Source organism: Psychrobacillus sp. FSL K6-1464 (assembly GCF_038003145.1).
Classification (GTDB): Bacteria; Bacillota; Bacilli; order Bacillales_A; family Planococcaceae; genus Psychrobacillus; species Psychrobacillus psychrotolerans.
Genome location: NZ_JBBOOP010000001.1, coordinates 257401 through 276812, shown reverse-complemented (window position 1 = coordinate 276812; position 19412 = coordinate 257401). Strand labels below are relative to the sequence as shown.

General features: G+C 35.6%; 17 protein-coding genes. 4 read left to right on the top strand and 13 right to left on the bottom strand.

Annotated elements, in window-relative coordinates; genetic code table 11:
* Positions 1-409: 409 nt before the first annotated feature.
* The 5 genes from MKX39_RS01385 to MKX39_RS01365 all read right to left on the bottom strand — a co-directional run bounded on the left by MKX39_RS01385 (position 410) and on the right by MKX39_RS01365 (position 5823).
* On the bottom strand, positions 410-952 hold the full coding sequence (locus tag MKX39_RS01385; protein WP_340767974.1) for a hypothetical protein: 543 nt from the start codon (positions 950-952) through the stop codon (positions 410-412).
* An 18-nt stretch (positions 953-970) separates the two neighbouring features.
* Positions 971-2761 carry a ribonuclease YeeF family protein gene (locus tag MKX39_RS01380; protein WP_340767972.1) on the bottom strand — a complete coding sequence of 597 codons (1791 nt, stop codon included), beginning with the start codon at positions 2759-2761 and terminating at the stop codon, positions 971-973.
* Positions 2762-3181: 420 nt separating this feature from the next.
* A complete protein-coding gene (locus MKX39_RS01375; RefSeq protein ID WP_093536742.1) occupies positions 3182-3781 on the bottom strand; it encodes a cupin domain-containing protein in 600 nt (199 codons plus the stop codon).
* A gap of 156 nt (positions 3782-3937) precedes the next feature.
* Complete coding sequence (locus MKX39_RS01370) at positions 3938-4915, bottom strand: alpha/beta fold hydrolase (RefSeq protein WP_340767970.1); 978 nt, start codon at positions 4913-4915, stop codon at positions 3938-3940.
* A gap of 203 nt (positions 4916-5118) precedes the next feature.
* Entirely contained in the window at positions 5119-5823 is a 705-nt protein-coding gene (locus MKX39_RS01365; RefSeq protein ID WP_340767969.1) for a class I SAM-dependent methyltransferase, read from the bottom strand.
* Between the two features lie 461 nt (positions 5824-6284).
* On the opposite strand from MKX39_RS01365, the gene MKX39_RS01360 reads away from it, so the two are divergent.
* Entirely contained in the window at positions 6285-7307 is a 1023-nt protein-coding gene (locus MKX39_RS01360) for an ATP-binding protein (RefSeq protein ID WP_340767968.1), read from the top strand.
* A 59-nt stretch (positions 7308-7366) separates the two neighbouring features.
* Positions 7367-8656 (top strand): HAMP domain-containing sensor histidine kinase, encoded by a 1290-nt coding sequence (locus MKX39_RS01355; RefSeq protein ID WP_340767967.1) that lies wholly within the window; start codon positions 7367-7369, stop codon positions 8654-8656.
* 145 nt (positions 8657-8801) lie between these two features.
* Here MKX39_RS01355 and MKX39_RS01350 read toward each other — a convergent pair whose 3' ends face one another.
* Positions 8802-9131, bottom strand: a complete 330-nt coding sequence (locus MKX39_RS01350) for a hypothetical protein (RefSeq protein WP_340761220.1) — start codon at positions 9129-9131, stop codon at positions 8802-8804.
* 496 nt (positions 9132-9627) lie between these two features.
* Between MKX39_RS01350 and MKX39_RS01345 the strand changes: the two genes are divergently transcribed.
* Both MKX39_RS01345 and MKX39_RS01340 read left to right on the top strand, forming a co-directional pair.
* Positions 9628-10863, top strand: coding sequence for a mechanosensitive ion channel family protein (locus MKX39_RS01345; RefSeq protein WP_340767965.1), 1236 nt, complete (start codon positions 9628-9630; stop codon positions 10861-10863).
* 178 nt (positions 10864-11041) lie between these two features.
* Positions 11042-11842 carry a hypothetical protein gene (locus MKX39_RS01340; RefSeq protein WP_340767963.1) on the top strand — a complete coding sequence of 267 codons (801 nt, stop codon included), beginning with the start codon at positions 11042-11044 and terminating at the stop codon, positions 11840-11842.
* Between the two features lie 61 nt (positions 11843-11903).
* Here MKX39_RS01340 and MKX39_RS01335 read toward each other — a convergent pair whose 3' ends face one another.
* The 7 genes from MKX39_RS01335 to MKX39_RS01305 form a co-directional block, all read right to left on the bottom strand.
* Complete coding sequence (locus MKX39_RS01335; RefSeq protein WP_340761217.1) at positions 11904-12653, bottom strand: amino acid ABC transporter ATP-binding protein; 750 nt, start codon at positions 12651-12653, stop codon at positions 11904-11906.
* A gap of 40 nt (positions 12654-12693) precedes the next feature.
* Complete coding sequence (locus MKX39_RS01330; RefSeq protein ID WP_093536386.1) at positions 12694-13350, bottom strand: amino acid ABC transporter permease; 657 nt, start codon at positions 13348-13350, stop codon at positions 12694-12696.
* Between the two features lie 42 nt (positions 13351-13392).
* Positions 13393-14547 (bottom strand): saccharopine dehydrogenase family protein, encoded by a 1155-nt coding sequence (locus MKX39_RS01325; RefSeq protein WP_340767962.1) that lies wholly within the window; start codon positions 14545-14547, stop codon positions 13393-13395.
* A 39-nt stretch (positions 14548-14586) separates the two neighbouring features.
* The gene (locus MKX39_RS01320) at positions 14587-15369 is read right to left on the bottom strand and encodes a transporter substrate-binding domain-containing protein (protein ID WP_340767961.1); all 783 of its coding nucleotides are present in this window, start codon (positions 15367-15369) and stop codon (positions 14587-14589) included.
* Between the two features lie 322 nt (positions 15370-15691).
* Positions 15692-16954, bottom strand: coding sequence for a PTS ascorbate transporter subunit IIC (locus MKX39_RS01315; protein WP_340761214.1), 1263 nt, complete (start codon positions 16952-16954; stop codon positions 15692-15694).
* 1 nt (position 16955) lies between these two features.
* Positions 16956-17231, bottom strand: coding sequence for a PTS sugar transporter subunit IIB (locus MKX39_RS01310; protein ID WP_340761213.1), 276 nt, complete (start codon positions 17229-17231; stop codon positions 16956-16958).
* 55 nt (positions 17232-17286) lie between these two features.
* On the bottom strand, positions 17287-19335 hold the full coding sequence (locus tag MKX39_RS01305; RefSeq protein ID WP_340767959.1) for a BglG family transcription antiterminator: 2049 nt from the start codon (positions 19333-19335) through the stop codon (positions 17287-17289).
* Positions 19336-19412 lie beyond the last annotated feature (77 nt).

The window sequence follows — 19412 nt, the reverse complement described above, 5'->3', positions numbered from 1 at the left end:
TTCCCTACATCAAATAAACCACTTAAAATTCCATCTACTACTTCTAAACCAATGTTGTAATCATTTTGAGATTATTATGTAATTGTGTAGAATTTACGTCGTACACTGGGATGATTTTTATTTTACAAATCAATAGATCGATCTCATTAGTGAAAATTTCGTCATTGTAATAATAAGACAATTTAAATCCCGCGGACAAAGGTTATTGTTCCAACGGGATTATATTTGTATGAAAATATTTATTATTGAAGTGGAATCAATTACATCTCTTGCAAGACTAAATCTAATAACCCTCTATTGGAGTTCCAGAGAGTGTAAAAAGGTATTAGATGAGTTGTAATTTATCCACTCCCAATGGTTCTTTCATAAGAACCTTCTTTCTACATTGCTACCCTCAATTAATTGAGTATTAATAAGCTAAATTACCTTTATACAGAGTCCCATCATCCTGATTTAGTAAAAAGTTCGTCCTACTTCTTCCAAACCTATCTTCTTGTAGTTCACCCCCGTCACAAACAACTGCAACATTATCTGGAAACTCTTCAAAATACATCATTCTGTATCCTACAGGTTTTTCTATCTCATACAAATATTCTCCTGCTAAATTTAGTCCTATGACCTCTCTCTTATCTTCATTGAATAATACAAGTATAATTTCTTTTTTAGGGAAATAACCTATTTCTATTAAATCCTTAATAACAAGCGTTTGTTTCTCCTCCTTGTAATCCCACTTTATACTGCCAGTAAACAAGTCATAGTACATCTTTAGAGTGCCATCGAAATTAAAATAGTAAACTTTATCCTTAATATAATTTTCGCCAGCGTTCACGTACACATATTCATTATTTTCATCAACCGAAGCAAAAAATAGATTCTCTATATTTATGCCGACTTCTTTTCCTTCAAAAACCCAACTCACAAGGTGAGAATTGTATAATAAATTGTTAATCATTTTTATTAATACTCCTTTCTAATTAATTGGCCTAACAGAGAGAATATCAAAATAATCCATTAAATTAACTTCTCTTCCTAACATTATATTGACTTGATCTGCTCCACCAGGTAGGTAACTATTAGTTGCAAGATCTACTTGTGGACCAACTGGACCTTTTAAGGCTGGAACACTTACTCCTTCTTTAACTTTGTACACTACAACTTTATCTATCTCCGGTTTCCAATCTACTTTTACAGCAAGTTCTTCTCTGACATAATTTACATCAGTTATAGAATCTATAGTCGTGGCAAATCTGCCTGGGTATATTGGGTCTTGGCCCTTAGATAATGCCATTTCTATTCTATCTCCAGGTATAAGCATAGATTTTGTTGGAACAAATCCATCTGGCCATGGAGATTGTTCTTTTACTAACTTAAAGTAATCTTCGACTGTACCATTTACATTTTGTTTTGCAAAACCTGCCCACGTTTTATTAGACCCAATTCCCAATCCTCTCCAGTAATCATCATATCTTTTTGCCTCTTCAGGACTCATCAGTTCACCTAAAAAGTTACTTTTTGCTCCACTTACTTCATTCTTACTACCCGTAACACCACTCTTCACTTTCGCCATAGAAATCAGCTGACCCTTCAATTCGCTCCCATTCACTACGTTATAAGGAACTTGGCCTGCGATCGCAAACTGTGTACGGGGTCCGTAGGGTAATAGATTAGCTAATGAGTCCGAGGCATTGTTGGCAGCCCCGACTACTTTTGGAGCAACTGCCTTTGTGACCGTGACCCCCGATTTGGTGAGTGCACCGACACCCTTTGTTCCAACTACTGAAGTCGCAACCGTGCCTAATGCATAGGTTACCCAGTGAGCACGGGAATTGGCATCTCCGTTGACCATATCACGTTCGTAGGAAGTAGTAATGGCCGACTTTATCGTGTTATATGTCTCTATCGGATTAGTAACTGCCTCTAACGTAGCATCCAGTGTGGCTTTCGGGTCCTGGACTATATCTACAATACCAGTAACAAAATCTTTTCCAACATCAAATAAACCACTTAAGATTCCGTCTACTACTTCTAAACCAGTATCTACAAACGACTTTTCTTCCTCTTCTTCACGTAGGCACATTTCTCCTTCAATCGTTGGCGTGGAAATGGTTAATGGGGGACTACATGCCACCAGTTCCGCCCATCGATCTGTTTGGAAGTGAATATCTGTGAGATTACTTGTGAACATCTCTTCCATGTTACGGATCCACGTATCCATTGCCTGCATATCTTGCTCGAAAGGTAGTAAGGCTGCTGTCTGTGTTGCATCAAATTCTTGAAGTCTACTTACTGTATCGTCTCGTTTTCTTTTTGCATCTAGAACGCCTTCTTGTACACCACTATCATCCAGATGCGGGAGGGCTACTATATCACTGACCTGGTCCATAATACTGTTTGACTCATTCGTTAGATTTTCAGTCAGTTGTGCGATTGTAGTAAGTCCCTGCTCTACCTCCCCTTCTAGAAATTGCTCCACAATATGACCAGACGTATCTGGTTCTAATGTATATAATGCATTTTCCATTTGTTGAAGCACTTGCTTATAACCCGCAGCAGAAACAAGGAATTGTTGGAGTAATGGCACATGGCATTCCGCATAGAAAGCACGAATGGCACTGCCTCCTTGTCCTTTTAGTTCGTCTTCCATCGCTACTAATCCTTCTACAGCACGACGAATTGCCTCTACTTCACTTTCAAGCCTGTCCAACATTACAATATTTCTTCTTAAACCATCTTGAAATAAATCTACGTCTAGTATTTTCATAGACACACCTTGGATTCTTTTTTCCTATTGAAAGAATGTAAGAGGCAACTGTTGACTCTAAAAAAAAGATATCTTCCTTTCCTGAAACATTAAACTCCCCCTCTACCCTATTAGTTATAATATTCCATTTTTTAGTTGGATGGTAAAGGTAGAGTTTAATAATACTAGGAAAATGATTCATAGCGATGGTAAGCAACACAGTCATAATGCAACTAAGGGTTTAATCTAATTTCTAAAAGTGTTTATAAATACCTATAAATAAATTTTAAGCTTAAATAGCTCATCGTTGTTTTTTAATTTGAGTAACCTAATAAAGAGCGTTGGTAAATTGCCAAAAATTCACCAATAGTGAAAGGCACCAGTTCTAATACAATACAGAATTGTTTTAGTAACTGTTGCCCTACACTCGTAATGGTGGAATTATTGCATTGGATAGCTTTGGTTGATGAAATGATTTGGATAGTATTGCTGATTATCTGTTGTAGTTTTGTTGCAGTTTTTTGGTGGACCAATATAGGTAGACGGCATAACTGGAGCTATCGCTTTTTTCCACTCGTTTTCGTTCATACAATAGGTATGCGCCATAATATTCGAAGGTGTCAATTTTAAGATATCGGAACCTAGAATTACTTCAGGCGTGGAAGCATTAAAAATAGCTAATATATGCGTTCGATCTTCAGTAGCCATTTGGTAATGCCACCAACCTTGTGGGATATTTGCCACTTGACCTGGTGTAATCGTGTAGTGTTTATATTGCTTAGTAAATGGATTGAGTATAGAAACAACGATTTCTCCTGAAATACAGTATACTAACTCTGCTGCATTCGGATGGTAATGTGGCTCTATGTTATTGTTGGCACTAAGAAAAATATCGAGCAAAGATATATTATCCAGTGTATTTAATTGTTGAACACCTAAAATATTCATAAAGTTATAACTATCTTTTTTAAAGAAGGGGCTTTTATTTACATCGAAAGCGAACTGTGTGGACGGTGCTGTGTAATCAATAGAAGAATCCATAACTTGACCTGCCTTTTTAGCATTTGTAATGTGTTTACAAAGCACATTCCTTCCATGATATGTAATTAGCCTATTTATTGTGCAATAGGCAGACAGCACAGATTGGATAGAATAATTTACTTTCTTGTATTTTAAAGACAGGTACTATGCATTTATTCAATCATTTCCAAACGCTTCGGTAAATTCATTAACATATTCACTCATTTGCTGATATTGAGTCCAGTGCAGATAATGATGCCCTTCTAAAGGAACAAGTTTATGTAATGGCGAATTTCCTATTTCCGATTGATAAAAGGTTATATTCGATTTGCCTTCCTCATTCTCTTCTTTTTCGTTTGTCGTGAAAATCATCACAGGCATATCTAGAGGAAACGACAAATTACGTGTTTTTCCAATGTTATTATTTATTTCATTTGCTTCATTTACTATATTTTTGTTATACCCCCTCTGAGCAGAAAGGATTTTGGTCATTTTTAAATTTTTTTCTGAATAAATACCTTCGTCTGCCAAAGGGAGGTAGTCCTCTGAACTTAAATATAATGCCAATCTCGCAATTCCCGTAGGGGCTATGTAACTCATATATTTTGGCATTGTGGGAACAGATTCATCAAAATACTCTAAGGCATTAGGTAATGTGGGATCGATTCCTATAATAGCTTTTATTTCCTCTGGATATTTACTTGCATAATACATACTATAGATTCCAGAAATAGAATGGGGCATCAATATATATGGCCCTTCTATATTCGATTTTATTAAAGCCGTTCGTAATTCCTCTACTAAATTCTCTACTGTTCGATCCTCATCCGTTAGGTCGCTCCAGCCATAACCGAAAGGCTCTACCACAACAACTTTATTACTTTTTGACATCTCGTTAATTAAAGGTTCAAAATCCAACACTGGCGCTGTCGTACCTAAACCACTCAACAAAATAATTGTATTTGGACCCTCTCCTTTTGTATACACATGCATATTCTTTCCATCCACTTCAACTAATTCACCTAATGCTGGATACTTCTTTTGTTCATATGCGACCATAAGCTGATGGAAAGTAATCCAGACAAGGAATAGTGCAGCTAACGCTAAGATTAAGTTTCTAATTATTACCCGAAATTTAAACCTCTTTTTTTTCACTTTCTCCACTGCTTTCTGATATAAAGTTGTACTCGATATAGACTTTCAAAATCTTTCTATCTTTATATTACGATAAATAACTTTTTTAGTTTCAATAACGCTTTTTACATAAAAAAAACGAGGGATTTCCCCTCGCTTACACTTTATAAAATTAAGAACGTAGAGCTTTGTCTATTTCGCTAATAGTTTCTTTTTACCTAATTTTATTTCTGAGCTTTTACAATCATAAAGTGAGCATTTTTCATAAGATTTTTATACTTCTCTGGTTTTTTCTCTTCAAAAGCTTTTGTAGGTTGTGGTTCGATTAACTTTTCCAAGGTAAAATATGCTGCCGTTTCATTTACTATTTCATTTAGTGGACGACGATAAAACGGAACCTCTATGAGCTTTCCTTCTCTCTTCCATTGATCGATAATAAGCTCTTTGGAAAAATAGTCACCATTCACGGACAATTTTATATCCATAAATGGGTGGTGTACGGAATAAAGTAATTTCCCATTAGGTTTCAATATTCTTTGGAATTCGCTAAAAGTTTTGCTCCAATCCTTTATATAATGTAGAACTAAAGAGCTTATAATTACATCGAATGTTCCATCTTCAAAAGGTAGTTTTTCTCCTAAATCCAAACATAATACCTTTGCGTTTTCTCCGACTCTTCTTTTAGTAGCCTCTACCATTTTTGGACTAATATCAGTCGCTGTAACTTCAGCACCAAAATTCACTAATTGCTCTGTATACCAACCTGCTGCACAACCAGCGTCCAAAATCTGCTTGTTTTTTAAATCAGTTGGCAATAACTTCATCATTGCTGGTCGTTCATATTCTGTATTAAATAGACTTCCTTTATCCACATTATGCTCGTAATCATTGGCAAGTTGGTTATAAGTTTCTATCACCCTGTTATTCATGTCCCACCTCAAAGGTTAGTATTATATATCCTCCTGTATTCAACAAATAGTTTCGAATACCTCCTTGTAACACAACCACAATATTTAGCCCCTGCATTAAGAAGAAAAACACAGTGTTAGGGATACTTTATCAAAAACCCCTATAAATCGTCTGAATATTCTTTTAAGGATATTGTATATTCTGCATTCTTTAGTTACTATTAATTTATAAAAATTATTAGAAGAGGTATATATTGGGAGTTATAACAATACATTTTTTATTTAATCTGACCTTATTAACGATTCTATTTTTTGCTTTCTTTCTATTAAGTAAGAGAGTCGGTAGTATCCATATACACAAACGAACAGGCGTATTATACTTTGTTCTTTCACTAATACTTTGTTCTTTATTTTCTTATCCCATACAAAGTGAGTATGTTCTAGACTTGAGGATAATTCCTTTTTTATTGGGTGGTCTTTATTTGAGGCTCAGTCCTATACTAGGATTTTTGGTTATTTTCTTTCGTGCATTCCATGGAATAGACCTTGGATTCTTTATAGCAATTGCATTTTATAGCGTGTTTAGTTTCTTTATATGGCGTATTTCTCCTTGGTTTTTAAAACTCACTTCTACTACACGAATACTGTTTTCCACCGCTATTACTTTACTATTAAGTGTAGGTATCCTACTCACCATAGCATTAAAAACAGTATCTGCTGACCAATTGCTAGACATAATCATTGCTTATGTAGTAGTCCCACCACTTGGAGTTGCCCTGCTTTCTTCTCTCATTGAAATAAGAGAAAAAAATCAGCAGTTGCAGCAACAGTTAATAATTGAAGAAAAGTTGGCTGCAGTCGAACAAATGGGTGCTGCAATATCTCACGAAATACGAAATCCATTAACTACAGCAATTGGATTTATCGATCTCCTCGATCAAGTTTATCTTGATAATAATAGAAGAACAAAATATCTCTCCATTATAAAAAATGAGTTAGATTCTGCAGAAGGTATCATACAAGATTACTTAACCTTTTCGAAACCAGTTGTTGAATCAGTAGAGGAACTAGATATTCAAGAAGAACTAACACATATTTTAAAATTACTACACCCTCTTGCTAATTATCATTCAGTAAAGGTTTCAACTGACTTTTCTAACTATGGAACAATCCTAGGAGACAAGTCGAAATTCCACCAATGTTTTATAAATATTATGAGAAATTCGATTGAATCTATGTCTTATGGCGGCGCATTATTGATCAAAACGGTGGCTACTCAGAACAAGATAATTATTTCTATACAAGATACAGGAACAGGATTGAGTAAAGAACAAATTCAACGAATAGGAGAACCACATTATTCTACGAAAGGACCCCAGGGAACTGGTCTCAGCATGATGGTTGCTTACAGTATATTACGTGCTATGAGAGCGAGAATTGAAGTTCAAAGTGAGATTGGCACAGGCACCACTTTTCAATTTCATTTTAAGCTAAACAAAAATTAGATGAAGTGAAGATGTAGATGAATCCTTTTAGGAATAAATAGTATTGGAGGAATAATACCTTGGAGTTAACAGTATACTTCTTTTTCAACTTATCCTTGTTAATCGTATTACTACTTTCAGGTTTTTTATGTGGAGAGAAGCTGAGAAGGTATTGGTCTGATCAAGCTATTTGCAGCATCTATTTAATAATTAGTTTAGTAATCTGTTTTATTTTTACTTATGAAATTGAAGGTATTGAGGTTGTTTTTGATTTACGGAAAGTTCCGTTCATTATCGGTGGTTTGTATATGGGCATAGGGCCCTTTTTGGCTGCATTCATTGTATTCGTAAGAGGTCTTTTGGGAATTGATTATGGATTTTGGATGACTGTTCTTTATTATGGAGGACTAGCCATTCTTTTTTGGCGAATTGCCTCCTGGTTTTTAAAACGCTCTCCCATGCAGCGAATTCTTTTTACTGGATGCGTAACTTTTCTGTTCAGTTTTGCCCAAACTTTTACGATGGGAATTTGGCACTTACCTCACAGTAGTGCTGAAGTTTTGTTTGCTTACTTAGTCATCCAACCAATTGGAGCCGTAATTATTTCTTATATTATTGAAGAAATTATTATGACTATTCAATTGCGCCAACGCACTATAAAATCCAAAAGGATAGAGGCTGTTGAACGAATGGGTGCAGCTATTAGTCATGAAATTCGTAACCCATTGACAGCAGCAATTGGTTTTGTTCAACTTTTGCAAAGTAATGCTATTTCAAAAGAGAACCATACCCACTACATCTCCATTATTAAAAACGAACTGAAATCTGCTGAAAGAGTCATTCAAGATTATTTGAATTTCTCTAATCCTGAAATTAAATCGATGGAACCCCTACTTCTTCAGGAAGAGCTAGAACAAGTAGTTCAATTGCTACAACCATTGGCAAAGCGAAATTCGGTTAAAATAGTTTCTATTTTTTCACCGGGAGAGGGGATTGAAGGAGACAAACAAAAATTTCATCAATGCTTTGTAAATATCATGAAAAATGCAATAGAATCAATGCCTGAGGGAGGAATATTAACGGTTGAAACGGAGCGTACAACAACTGTAAGCATTCTCATTAAAGATACTGGTTCAGGTATGACACTTGAACAAATGACCCGTCTAGGTGAACCTTATTATTCAACCAAAGGAAGCAAGGGAACAGGTCTCGGTATTATGGTAGTGTATAGTATCGTACGTGCTATGAATGGTACAATTCATGTAGAAAGTGAAATTGGAAAAGGAACGATATTTAAAATTACATTTCCTTCCTTATTATCTAATTCGTTAGAAGCAAAGAAAACTGAGAAGGAACTTGTTATGAGTTGATAAGTGCTAAGAAATTATACTAAAAATAGACTTGTCTCATTTTCAATCACAAGTCTATTTTTATTGGGTCTTAACTATTTTCATCTCATTTAGATTATTTGCTTTTCTGCTACTTCTTTTTACAAGGACTATAACTAAACAAATATTAACGCCGATAACTATTTTCTTTTTTGATCCTTGAAATTTTATAAATTTGATTGCTTACAGGCATCGCTTTAAAACGATTATAAAACATCGGAAGAACGAGACCCACATAATCATCTAAAAACTTGTTTTCCATTCTTTCTTCTATGAGAACTCTATACTTCACCAAAGCGCTTACGATCAGTTTTTCATTTGGTTTCGACATATTAATCGTCTCTATATGTTGAATCGACCGAGTCTTGGACTGCAAAATCTTTTCTACTTTTTTTTCATAATCTTTCGTATTTTTTACTTCTACCAACATATTTACTACCGTTATTACTTCAATCATTTGAAATCCTCCATGCGTGAATAGCTGTTACTCTTTACTAATGACAGCAATTATATCATTTGTAAAACATATAGAGAATACTTCAGAATTTAGCAGCACTTAATCATTTATAACTGCCATCTTCACAAATAATTAGCTATAGTACCGTCCCCTTCAATTTCATCGCATTTAAATCTACCTTATCTATGAATCCCATAAAGCATTCCATGTTAACAGCATATATATTATTTCCTTTTATCGCTTCCAGGTAGTCAACTTCCAACTTCCGATAGAGGATTATAAATAATTAGATAGGTAAATCATAATTGGAAATCTCCGTTCTTTCTCAAAAAGTTCATCTTATAGTCACTTCTCGAATGCTCATTTTATTCGCGAAGCCTCGAAGAAAGTGAAGTCCAATTTTTTCTGATACAATGGTTATTACCTCATTACACTTATGACAAAAATGAGTAGCAAACTTGATACCAACAATAATATATACAATGAGGTGAAATAGATGAATTACATTTATAACCAGCTTTTAGAATTTAATATGGATATAACCTGGGCCGGTTATCTTTCACTAATTATTATGGTGCTATTTATACTGTTTGTCTGTATAATCGCTAATTTTATCAGTAAAAAAGTAGTTATCAGGGTCATCACTAAAATCGTACAAAACACAAAATTCCGATGGGATGATATGCTTTTGGAACGAAAGGTTTTTCATAAGCTATCGCATATTGTTCCAGCGATTATTATTTATTTCTTTGCTTTCGCGTTCCCTGAATCCTTTCAAAATTTGATCCAAAAAGTTTCCATAGCATATTTAATAATTATGGGGTTAGTAATTATCAATAGTGCTTTAAATGCAATGAATGATATTTATCAAACCTATGAAGTATCAAGGACCAAGCCTATTAAAGGGTATATTCAAGTTGTTAAAATTATTATCATAACGCTTGGGATCATTATGGTGATAGCTAACCTGATTGGAAAGAGCCCACTTCTTCTTCTGAGTGGTATTGGTGCTCTATCCGCCGTATTCATGTTGGTTTTTAGAGATTCATTATTAGGTCTCGTTGCTGGAATTCAGTTGTCCACTAATGATATGGTCCAGGTTGGTGACTGGATTGAAATGCCGAAATACGGGGCAGATGGAGACATTATTGATATCTCCCTAAATACTGTAAAGGTACAAAATTTTGATAAAACGATTACGATGATTCCAAGCTATGCGCTAATATCCGATTCTTTTATAAATTGGCGAGGGATGCAAACCTCTGGAGGACGACGGATTAAGCGTTCGTTATTTATTGATAAGAACAGTATTTCATTTTGTACGGAAGAGATGATTAATAACTTTAAAAATATCCACTATCTTTCAGACTATGTGACCCTTAGGGAAAGTGAAATTGCTGAGTACAATACAAGAAATAAAATTAATCACAGTAATCGAGTGAATGGAAGAGCTCTTACGAATATTGGTGTGTTTAGAGCATATATTAGCAACTATCTTCGACACCATCCTGGAATCAATCAGGATATGACCTTAATGGTTAGACAGTTAGCTCCAACCGAGAACGGATTACCGCTAGAAATATATGCATTTACTAACGACACACAGTGGGCTGTCTATGAAACGGTTCAAGCAGATATATTCGATCACCTTTTTGCCGTAGCCGCGGAATTTGGAATACAATTATTCCAGAACCCAACCGGGAATGATTTTAAAAAAATTGTTGACGTATGAGTTAAATAAGTTTTATCAATTGAAAAAGGTATGGAAACTTTTACGTTTCCATACCTTTTTTGTTTTTCTGAAGTTTGGTAAAAGAGCTTAGAATCCCAATAAATGTTATATTCTTGACTACCAATGGAGTTTACTTTTTAATGAAGAGAAAAAAGGAAACAGAGAAAGGAAGATTCAAATGAAATTTTTAACACCAATTTCCACCACTGCCCTTACCTTAATTTTACTTAGTGCCTGTTCCACTAGCGATGATGTAAATAAAATGACGAATAATAGCAAAGAACAGATTTCGGAAGTACCGTCAGACAAAAACCTTCCACAGAATGACGAAACCAATCAAACTGAACAAACTATGACACAAGCAGAAGTATTAGATGCAGTAAAAACTGACTTGAAAACTGACCTAACTAAAATGTTGCCAAGTGAATTACCATTAGAAGTAGGAAAATATTTTACCGCAACGACGAAATCAGATGCAAATAATTATGAAGTTATTTTTTATGAAAGCGATGAGCCCATTGCTGTTAATCATGAAATGTCAGCAGATAATGATCAAATTATTGCTCGTCTTAAAGCAAAAAAATATGAGAGCATACAGGAAGCAAATGAACAAGTAGGATTTGAAAACTTTAGTGAGTTTGGAGGACAACCAATTGATCTTGGGTTTGGCATTACCGGCTATCAGGATGCTGGCGCTGGCTCCATGTGGACAAGTTGGAATGAAGGCCGTTGGGCAATCGCTGCACACACACATACTTCAGAAGGTGAAAAAGGAGAAAAACTTGCAAAAGAAGCCACTGAGTTTTTAGAAACTCATACATTACCTATTCCGAAACCGAACGGATTTGCTCATATTGACGTGTATCAATCAGATAATCGCATTGTTTGGCAAAAGGAAAGTACAGTTTATATGATAGACGAAGTAAAGGATCCAATAATTGCTTTGGAGATTGCAACTCATATTGAAGAAAAAGAGTAAAGGAGTAAAAGGTAGCAGGCTCTATTCCAATTCAGAACTATTATAGAACCTGGTACTCCTTTTACTTAACTATCGATAAGAACTGTCTCGTTCTTTCCTCTTTTGGTTTCAGGAAGATTTCTTCTGATGTTCCTTGTTCCACTATTACTCCTTTGTCCATAAAAATAACTCGATCTGCGACGTCTTTTGCAAAGCTCATTTCATGTGTCACGATAATCATTGTCATTCCTTCTCGTGCTAAATCTTTAATTACCTGTAGAACTTCTTTTACAAGCTCAGGATCTAGTGCAGAAGTAGGCTCATCATAGAGCATTACCATAGGATTTAAGGCTAATGACCTTGCAATTGCTACCCTTTGCTGCTGTCCACCTGACAATTGAGCTGGGTAGTAATCACATCTATCTCCAAGACCGACTTTTGTAAGAAGTGCCTTTGCTAATATTCTAGCTTCTTCTACTTTGGTTCCATGTATTATGATTGGCCCTTCCATCACATTTTCAATGGCCGTTTTATGGGGAAATAGATTGAACGATTGAAATACAAACCCGGTTCTCTTCCTTAGTTCTCTTATTTCTTTTTTTCGTTTACTATTTGCTTTGCCACCTGTAACTACTTGAAATTCACCAATACGAATAATACCCTCCGTTGGCTCTTCTAAGAAATTTAGACAGCGTAATAGGGTTGATTTCCCTGAACCGCTCGGTCCCATAATTACAACCACTTCACTTTTAGCAATTGTTAAATCTATTCCTTTTAGTACCTCATTCGTTCCGAAGCTTTTTCTTAAATTATTAACTTGAATGATACTCATGAACATCTCCTATCATTCGTATTTAAAATGCTGCACGTACTTAGCGAACCAAGTATTTTGATGTACGAACTTCTAGTTTATCTAAAATGGTTGTGAAGAAAGTTATTAATATCCAATAAATAGCCGCAGCTAGCAAATAGATTGTGAGTGGTTCAAATGTTTTTGCGATGATTAAACTCGACATTTGCAGTAGTTCAGTTACCGTTATAACGGAGACTAGAGAGGTATCCTTGATAAGCACAATAAATGTGTTAGATAAGGTAGGAATAGCTATTCGAAGGCTTTGGGGAAGAATAATTCTCCTTAATGCTTGCGAATACGTCATTCCCATTGATAATGATGCTTCCATTTGACCATTGTCCACAGCAAGAATTGCTGCCCTAAAGGACTCTGAAAGGTAAGCACCAGCATTTAAGCTTAATGCCACTACTCCTGAAGATATTGGGTCTAGCGAAATACCAATCTGCGGCAACCCATAGTAAATGACAAAAATTTGAACAAGTAGAGGAGTTCCACGAATAATCGAAACATATGCTGTGGCAATTCCGTTTAATATTCTTACTTTTAGGATTCTTACAATTGCAGCAAAAAATCCAAGAACGAGCGCTATTATGATGGATATCGCTGCCAGTAAAATAGTCATTAAAGTTGCCTTAAGCAAAGATGGCAATGAATCAATAATTATCGTAACATCCATACATCAACCTCCTTTCCGACGAATTACAAGGTTGATAATCACTTAGAGTAAAATATCTTCTTTAAAATCTATTTGAATTCCAAGATTGTTTAGCTCCTCCATAAATGGTTGGAACCTTTCTCTAACGATTAAGCTCTCTATTGGTACAACACCTGTCTCTATGATTTTTTTACAAGCAATCCATTTCGCCATGATCGCTGCAGGGATTGCCGTAGTTTTAGCCATAGAGGTAATCTTTCGTTCATGATCGTATAAGTCGACCATTTCCCATGTAAGTTTAGTTGGTTTTCCATCCTTAACTCCACTAACTTCCACTCGGAGCACTGTAACATCTTCATGAGAGGCACCTAGCATTTTAGGTGCCAAGATTCGCTCTGCAAATGCCCGTGGCGTGATTGTAACTCCTGCTACTGTAATAGGAATATTATCAAGAAATCCTAGTTCTCCTAATACATTCATCTTGTCCCAGTGCCCAGGGTATCTAACTGTTTTTTCATATAGGTTTTTCACTTTATCCTTAAGAATATAAGCAGTGCTATGCGCATCCGTAATAACAGCTTCACAGTCACCTACGGGTTGAGGGAATGTCATCTTTTCTAATCCTGATAAAGGAGATAGTTCTACAAGTTGTCCGTTTTCCACTGCAATAGCCGGTTTTGTATAAAGGCCTAGGACACTCTCTAATCGAAAAACAACCTGGTACCATAATGGGGGAACTGGATGTCTCGGAATCCCTCCACAAATCATAAGCGCTTCCTCTGCTTCCTCTAGCATCTCAATTCCTTGAGCTGCCAAAAAGTTCGTAATTCCAGGAGCTACTCCACAGCCTGGAACGATAATTACCCCTGCATCCATTGCTGCCTCATGTAATTCTATTTTTTCATTGAACATAGATCCTACTAAATCTACTAAATGACATTTCGATTCTATTGCTGCTTTTATAGCTACAAGACTCAAAGAATGAGGAAGACATGCAACTGCCACATCTGCATCCTTTAAAACCTCAGCTATGTCTTCTTTTGTTTCTAATGAAGCAACTTTTCCCACAACTTTATGACTATTTGAGATTTCTAAACATTTATCTATACTCTCTTGCCTAACATCAACAGCAGTAATTAAATCTATATCAGTAAAATTGGCAAGTTCACTTACGACCGTTGTCCCGATCATCCCTGTTCCTAAAACTACGATATGCAAGGTTTTCTTTCCTCCTTATCATGTTTGTACTTTTGTTATTTATTGTTCAACAGGATCTGAACCAAACCACTTTTTATATATTTCCTTATACGTCCCATCCTCTTTCATCTCACTTAGAGCCTCATTCACCTTCTCAACAAAATCTTCATTACCTTTATTGACTGCCATTCCAACTTCGTCCACTTTGAGAATATCGCTCGCAACTTTGATCGGCAGATTATTTTCTTTGATGTTATAGCTCACTAGCAGTTGGTCATTAATAATCACATCTAATCTTTCATTTTTAAGATCCTCTAAATAATCGCTAAACGCTTTATATAGCTTGACGTCTGCACCTTCTACACTATTTGCAATTTCTTCAAACGTAGTTCCCCCACCTACACCAACTTTTTTACCTTTAATATCTTCTAGTTTACTAATATCGTTTGTTTCTTCACGAGTGATTAACACCGAGCCTGTTATAACATATGGATCAGTAAAATCTACACTTTTTTTCCTTTCCTCTGTTACAGTCATCTGCCCAATGATAATATCGAACTTATCTGCCTTTAAACCACCTATTAAGCCTTCCCATTTTGAAGTTACAAAGTTAGCTTTCACGCCTAATCTTTTCGCAATTTCATTTGAAATGTCTACATCAAAACCTGTTAGTTCGCCATTGTCATCTAAATAGTTAAATGGTGGATACGTACCTTCAAATGCCACATTCAGCACTTCGTCTTTTTCCATTCGATCTAGTACCTTTCCTCCCCCAAACCCACACCCCGCAACAATACTCAGGACTATTAAAGTAATGATGCTCAAAATTAGTTTCTTTTTCAATGCTTGTCCCCCTTTATAATGTAAAACATTGTGAAATCGTCCAAGTTCATTTTGGAAAACCAACTCCCTTTCAAACAATGTATTCTTTAGGACTGGCTTTTATAATCAGATAATCTAATAAATCAACATCGCTCAAAAAACAAAATCCCATAGGAACAAGTATTACTCGTTCCTACGGGATTTTATGTGTTTGAATTGTATTTAGAAAAATAGTTTAGAGTCTTACTCGAATGTGGTTGACTCCCAATACAGATAAACAGCCATAGACTCCTGTCGTCCATGACTGTTTTACTTTTATATGTGTAAATTTATTAGTCTATTACTAACTAAATAGATTAATAATATAACCAATGATAATACCTACTACACCGAAATCAGAATCACCAAACGTTGTGCCTTCAAATCCTAGCGAACCAAGGACTGGTAATAACATTGCTGGTAGGAAACTGATTAAGATCCCTTGTACAAAAGCACCAATTATAGCACCTCTACGTCCACCTACTGCATTACCGAATACTCCAGCGGCTGCTCCACAGAAAAAGTGAGGAACAAGTCCTGGTACGATTACTGCCAATCCAGCGAGTGGAAGTAAAAACATACTTAGTAATCCAGCTACGAAACTTGATAAGAACCCAATAATAACTGCATTAGGTGCAAATGGGAACACGATTGGTACATCTAGTGCAGGTTTTGCATTTGGAACAATTTTGTCTGCAATCCCTTTAAATGCGGGAACAATTTCAGCGATCAACATACGAACACCAGCTAAGATGATGAACACCCCAGCAGCAAAAGTAATGGCCTGAAGTAATGAGAATACTAAGAAGTTTGTACCATCACTAAGGTTTTCCTCTATGTAAGTCGGCCCAACAAATAATGAAACTACAAGGAACATAATAGTCATTGTTAACGCTAATGCTACGGATGAATCACGTAAGAAACCAAGTGATTTTGGCACTTTAACCTCTTCTGTTGACTTCGTTTTGTCTCCTGTCAGTTTAGCAACTTTAGCAGCAACGAAATAACCGAAAGAACCAAAATGTCCTACAGCAATATCATCTGAACCTGTAATCTCTCTTACCGTAGGTTGTAGCATTGCAGGTAGTAGAACCATCAATCCACCTAAAATTAGAGACCCAAGAATTACAAGAGGAACACTCCCCATCCCTGATGTGGAAAGCACAGCAGCAAGTAAACAAGCCATGAACATAGTGTGATGTCCTGTTAAAAAGATATATTTGAACTTTGTGTATCGTGCTAAGACGATATTCACTATCATACCTATTAACATAATCATAGCGGTCTCCGTACCAAAAGCATTTTGTGATAACGCCACAATTGCTTCATTGTTTGGAATAACACCTTCAATATTAAATGCTTTTTCGAACATTTCTCCGAAGATAGTAAGAGAACCCGTTAATACTGTCGCACCTGCATTAAGAATAATGAAGCCCATAATCGTTTTTAATGTACCGGAAACAACATCGGTAATGGCTTTCTTCTGCAAAAGTAAGCCAAACAAAGCGAACAACCCTACCAATATAGCTGGAGTACCTAAAATATCCTTCATGATAAAATCAAACATACTATTTTTCCCCCACGATATGAGTAGTTAACGCTTTCTGAATTTCATCTGCACTGACCATATTGACAATACTAATCGTTTTTTTGTTGCCATCTTGCAATTGCTCCATAATTTCAGGAGTACCAATATAGTAATCAGCTACTTCTGTCTTTGCACTAGCCAAATCCATATTCTTGCATTCACCGTCTATATTCAATACTTTTAGTGCCTTATTTACATTCATCGACAATATAAAACTCGTACCTAAACCGTTTCCACATACTGCTAAAATTTTCATTTTTACTTCCTCCTATTAATAGTTAGTTTCGATTGTATTTTTCATTTTTGTAAGCTTATAGTTCAGAAAACTCTACGACTAAGTTTAGAATATCTTCTTTTTTCTCAGCCTTCTTTAAAAGTTCTAATTTTTCGGGATCACTCAACAAGGTAGTTAATTGAGCTAATGCTTTTAAATGCGTTTGGTTATCAATAGCAGCTAAACAAATGAATATTTCTACTTTGTTTTGCTCTTCCCCTAACAAGTAAGTAGGTTCTGATAATTTCAACAAGCTCATGCCTAATTTCTTCACACCGAATTCTGGGCGTGCATGCGGTATCGCCACTTGTTCACCGATAATAATATACGGTCCCATTGTCACTACGTTCTCAATCATGACATCTACATACTGATTTGTAATGGAATCATTTAATAACAGTGGTTCCGCTACGGCCTTGATTGCATCTTTCCAATCGCTTATTTCATCTATAAATTGGATATTCTCTTCGATTAATAAATCCTTTAACACTGGTTGTTTCCTCCCTATATTCAAGTAATCATTTTTAAACAAAGCCTGTTGTAATGCGCTTTTTAGCAGCTCAGGTTGTTTAATATCCGCGTACTGACGAATAATCTTTATTAATTCATCTGAGGTTGGATTATGGTATGACTGTTGGAGCGTGAGTCCTTCTACTGTTTGTATTAGTTCCTTCTTTTCCATTTCACTCATAATTGGTCTAATGATAAATAATGGTTTTTTTGTTTTAAGTACCACAGTGGAAAATACAAGATCATACTCCGTATCTGCAAGATGTTGAAAATCATAGGATGAAAACGATGAAGTCCATTTAAACTGCGGAAAAAGTGACTTTAATTGATTTTCCAACATTAAACTTGAACTAATACCATTTGGACAAACGATTAAAGCTCTAAACAACTTTAGCGAGCTGTCACTATCCTTTTTAAGCAATCCACCAAAATGAAGAGTTAGAAATCCTACCTCATCTTCTGGTACCTTAATATTTAACATTTGCTCAATTGGCTTGAGTACTTCTTTTACGACGATAAACAAGTCTCGATGCTCTTCCTTAATATCATTAAGTAATACATTTGTAATTGGTATTTTAAAGAGCATCCGGTAGTAGGCAGGCTTAAAATGTAAATACAATGTTTCCATTGCTTTGTTTCTATCTAATAATTGGATACATGCATAACGTTCAAAATTAACAATAATTTGTTCTGTAATCGCAAATAGTGCATCCGTTCTAACAGGGCTAACCTCCCCTTGGCAGATGCCAAGCAGTTGAATTGTCAAAAAGGCAACTTCTTCCCGATTAGTTGTATATCCCAAGCGCTGCTGTATCAATGTAGATACTAGAAAAGCTTGTTGATTTTCCAAAAAACTCACTGTATCTGGATAGATTTGTACCCGTTTATGTTGTTGTTGACGAATATGAACCATTTGAAGTAAGTAGATAAATTCATCCAACCTATCTTCCGTGAATGCAAATAAATACTGCTGTTCAAAATCCTTCAATACTTGCTGGTAGTTATCGTACTGATTCTGTAATTGTTGCTGCTGAAATATAAATGTGAACTTTTCATGAGCATATGATTTAATCTTCAATGTAGAAATTGCTTTAAGCATTAAGTTTCGCTTATCTTCTTCTGTCCCTTTTAAATGGTATCCATGTACACGCGAATAGCGCACTTCTACACGGAAATCGGCACAAAAATTATTAACTCGCTTCACATCTGAACTGACGGTATTTTTACTAACGCCAAACAAGTGTTGAAAGTGAAAATTGGAGAGAGGTTCATGTCGGATAAAGGTATATAACAAGAATATGATTACACGCTCTTCTTGCTCAAAAGAAAATTGATTTGCTACAAAGCCTGCTCCATTTTCCTTCCAGTAATCGATTACTTCTTGCCCTATTATGATTCGGTCACCCGAAATGTTAATGGGCGTTACCCCTACTTTATATAAGAAGCTATTAACTTTTTCTACATCATATTGAAACTGATGTTCAGTTAGGTTTATCTTGTCCATAAAAGAGGTTAGTTGCGTCGGTTGCAATTTCATCAATTGATAAAAAGTATTCAGACTTCGTTTTTCCAACATCCCTAGCTCCCCCTTAATATAAATTATAACGGAAATCGCTTTCACTTCAGATGACATTTGGTCACAAAAGTTACTTT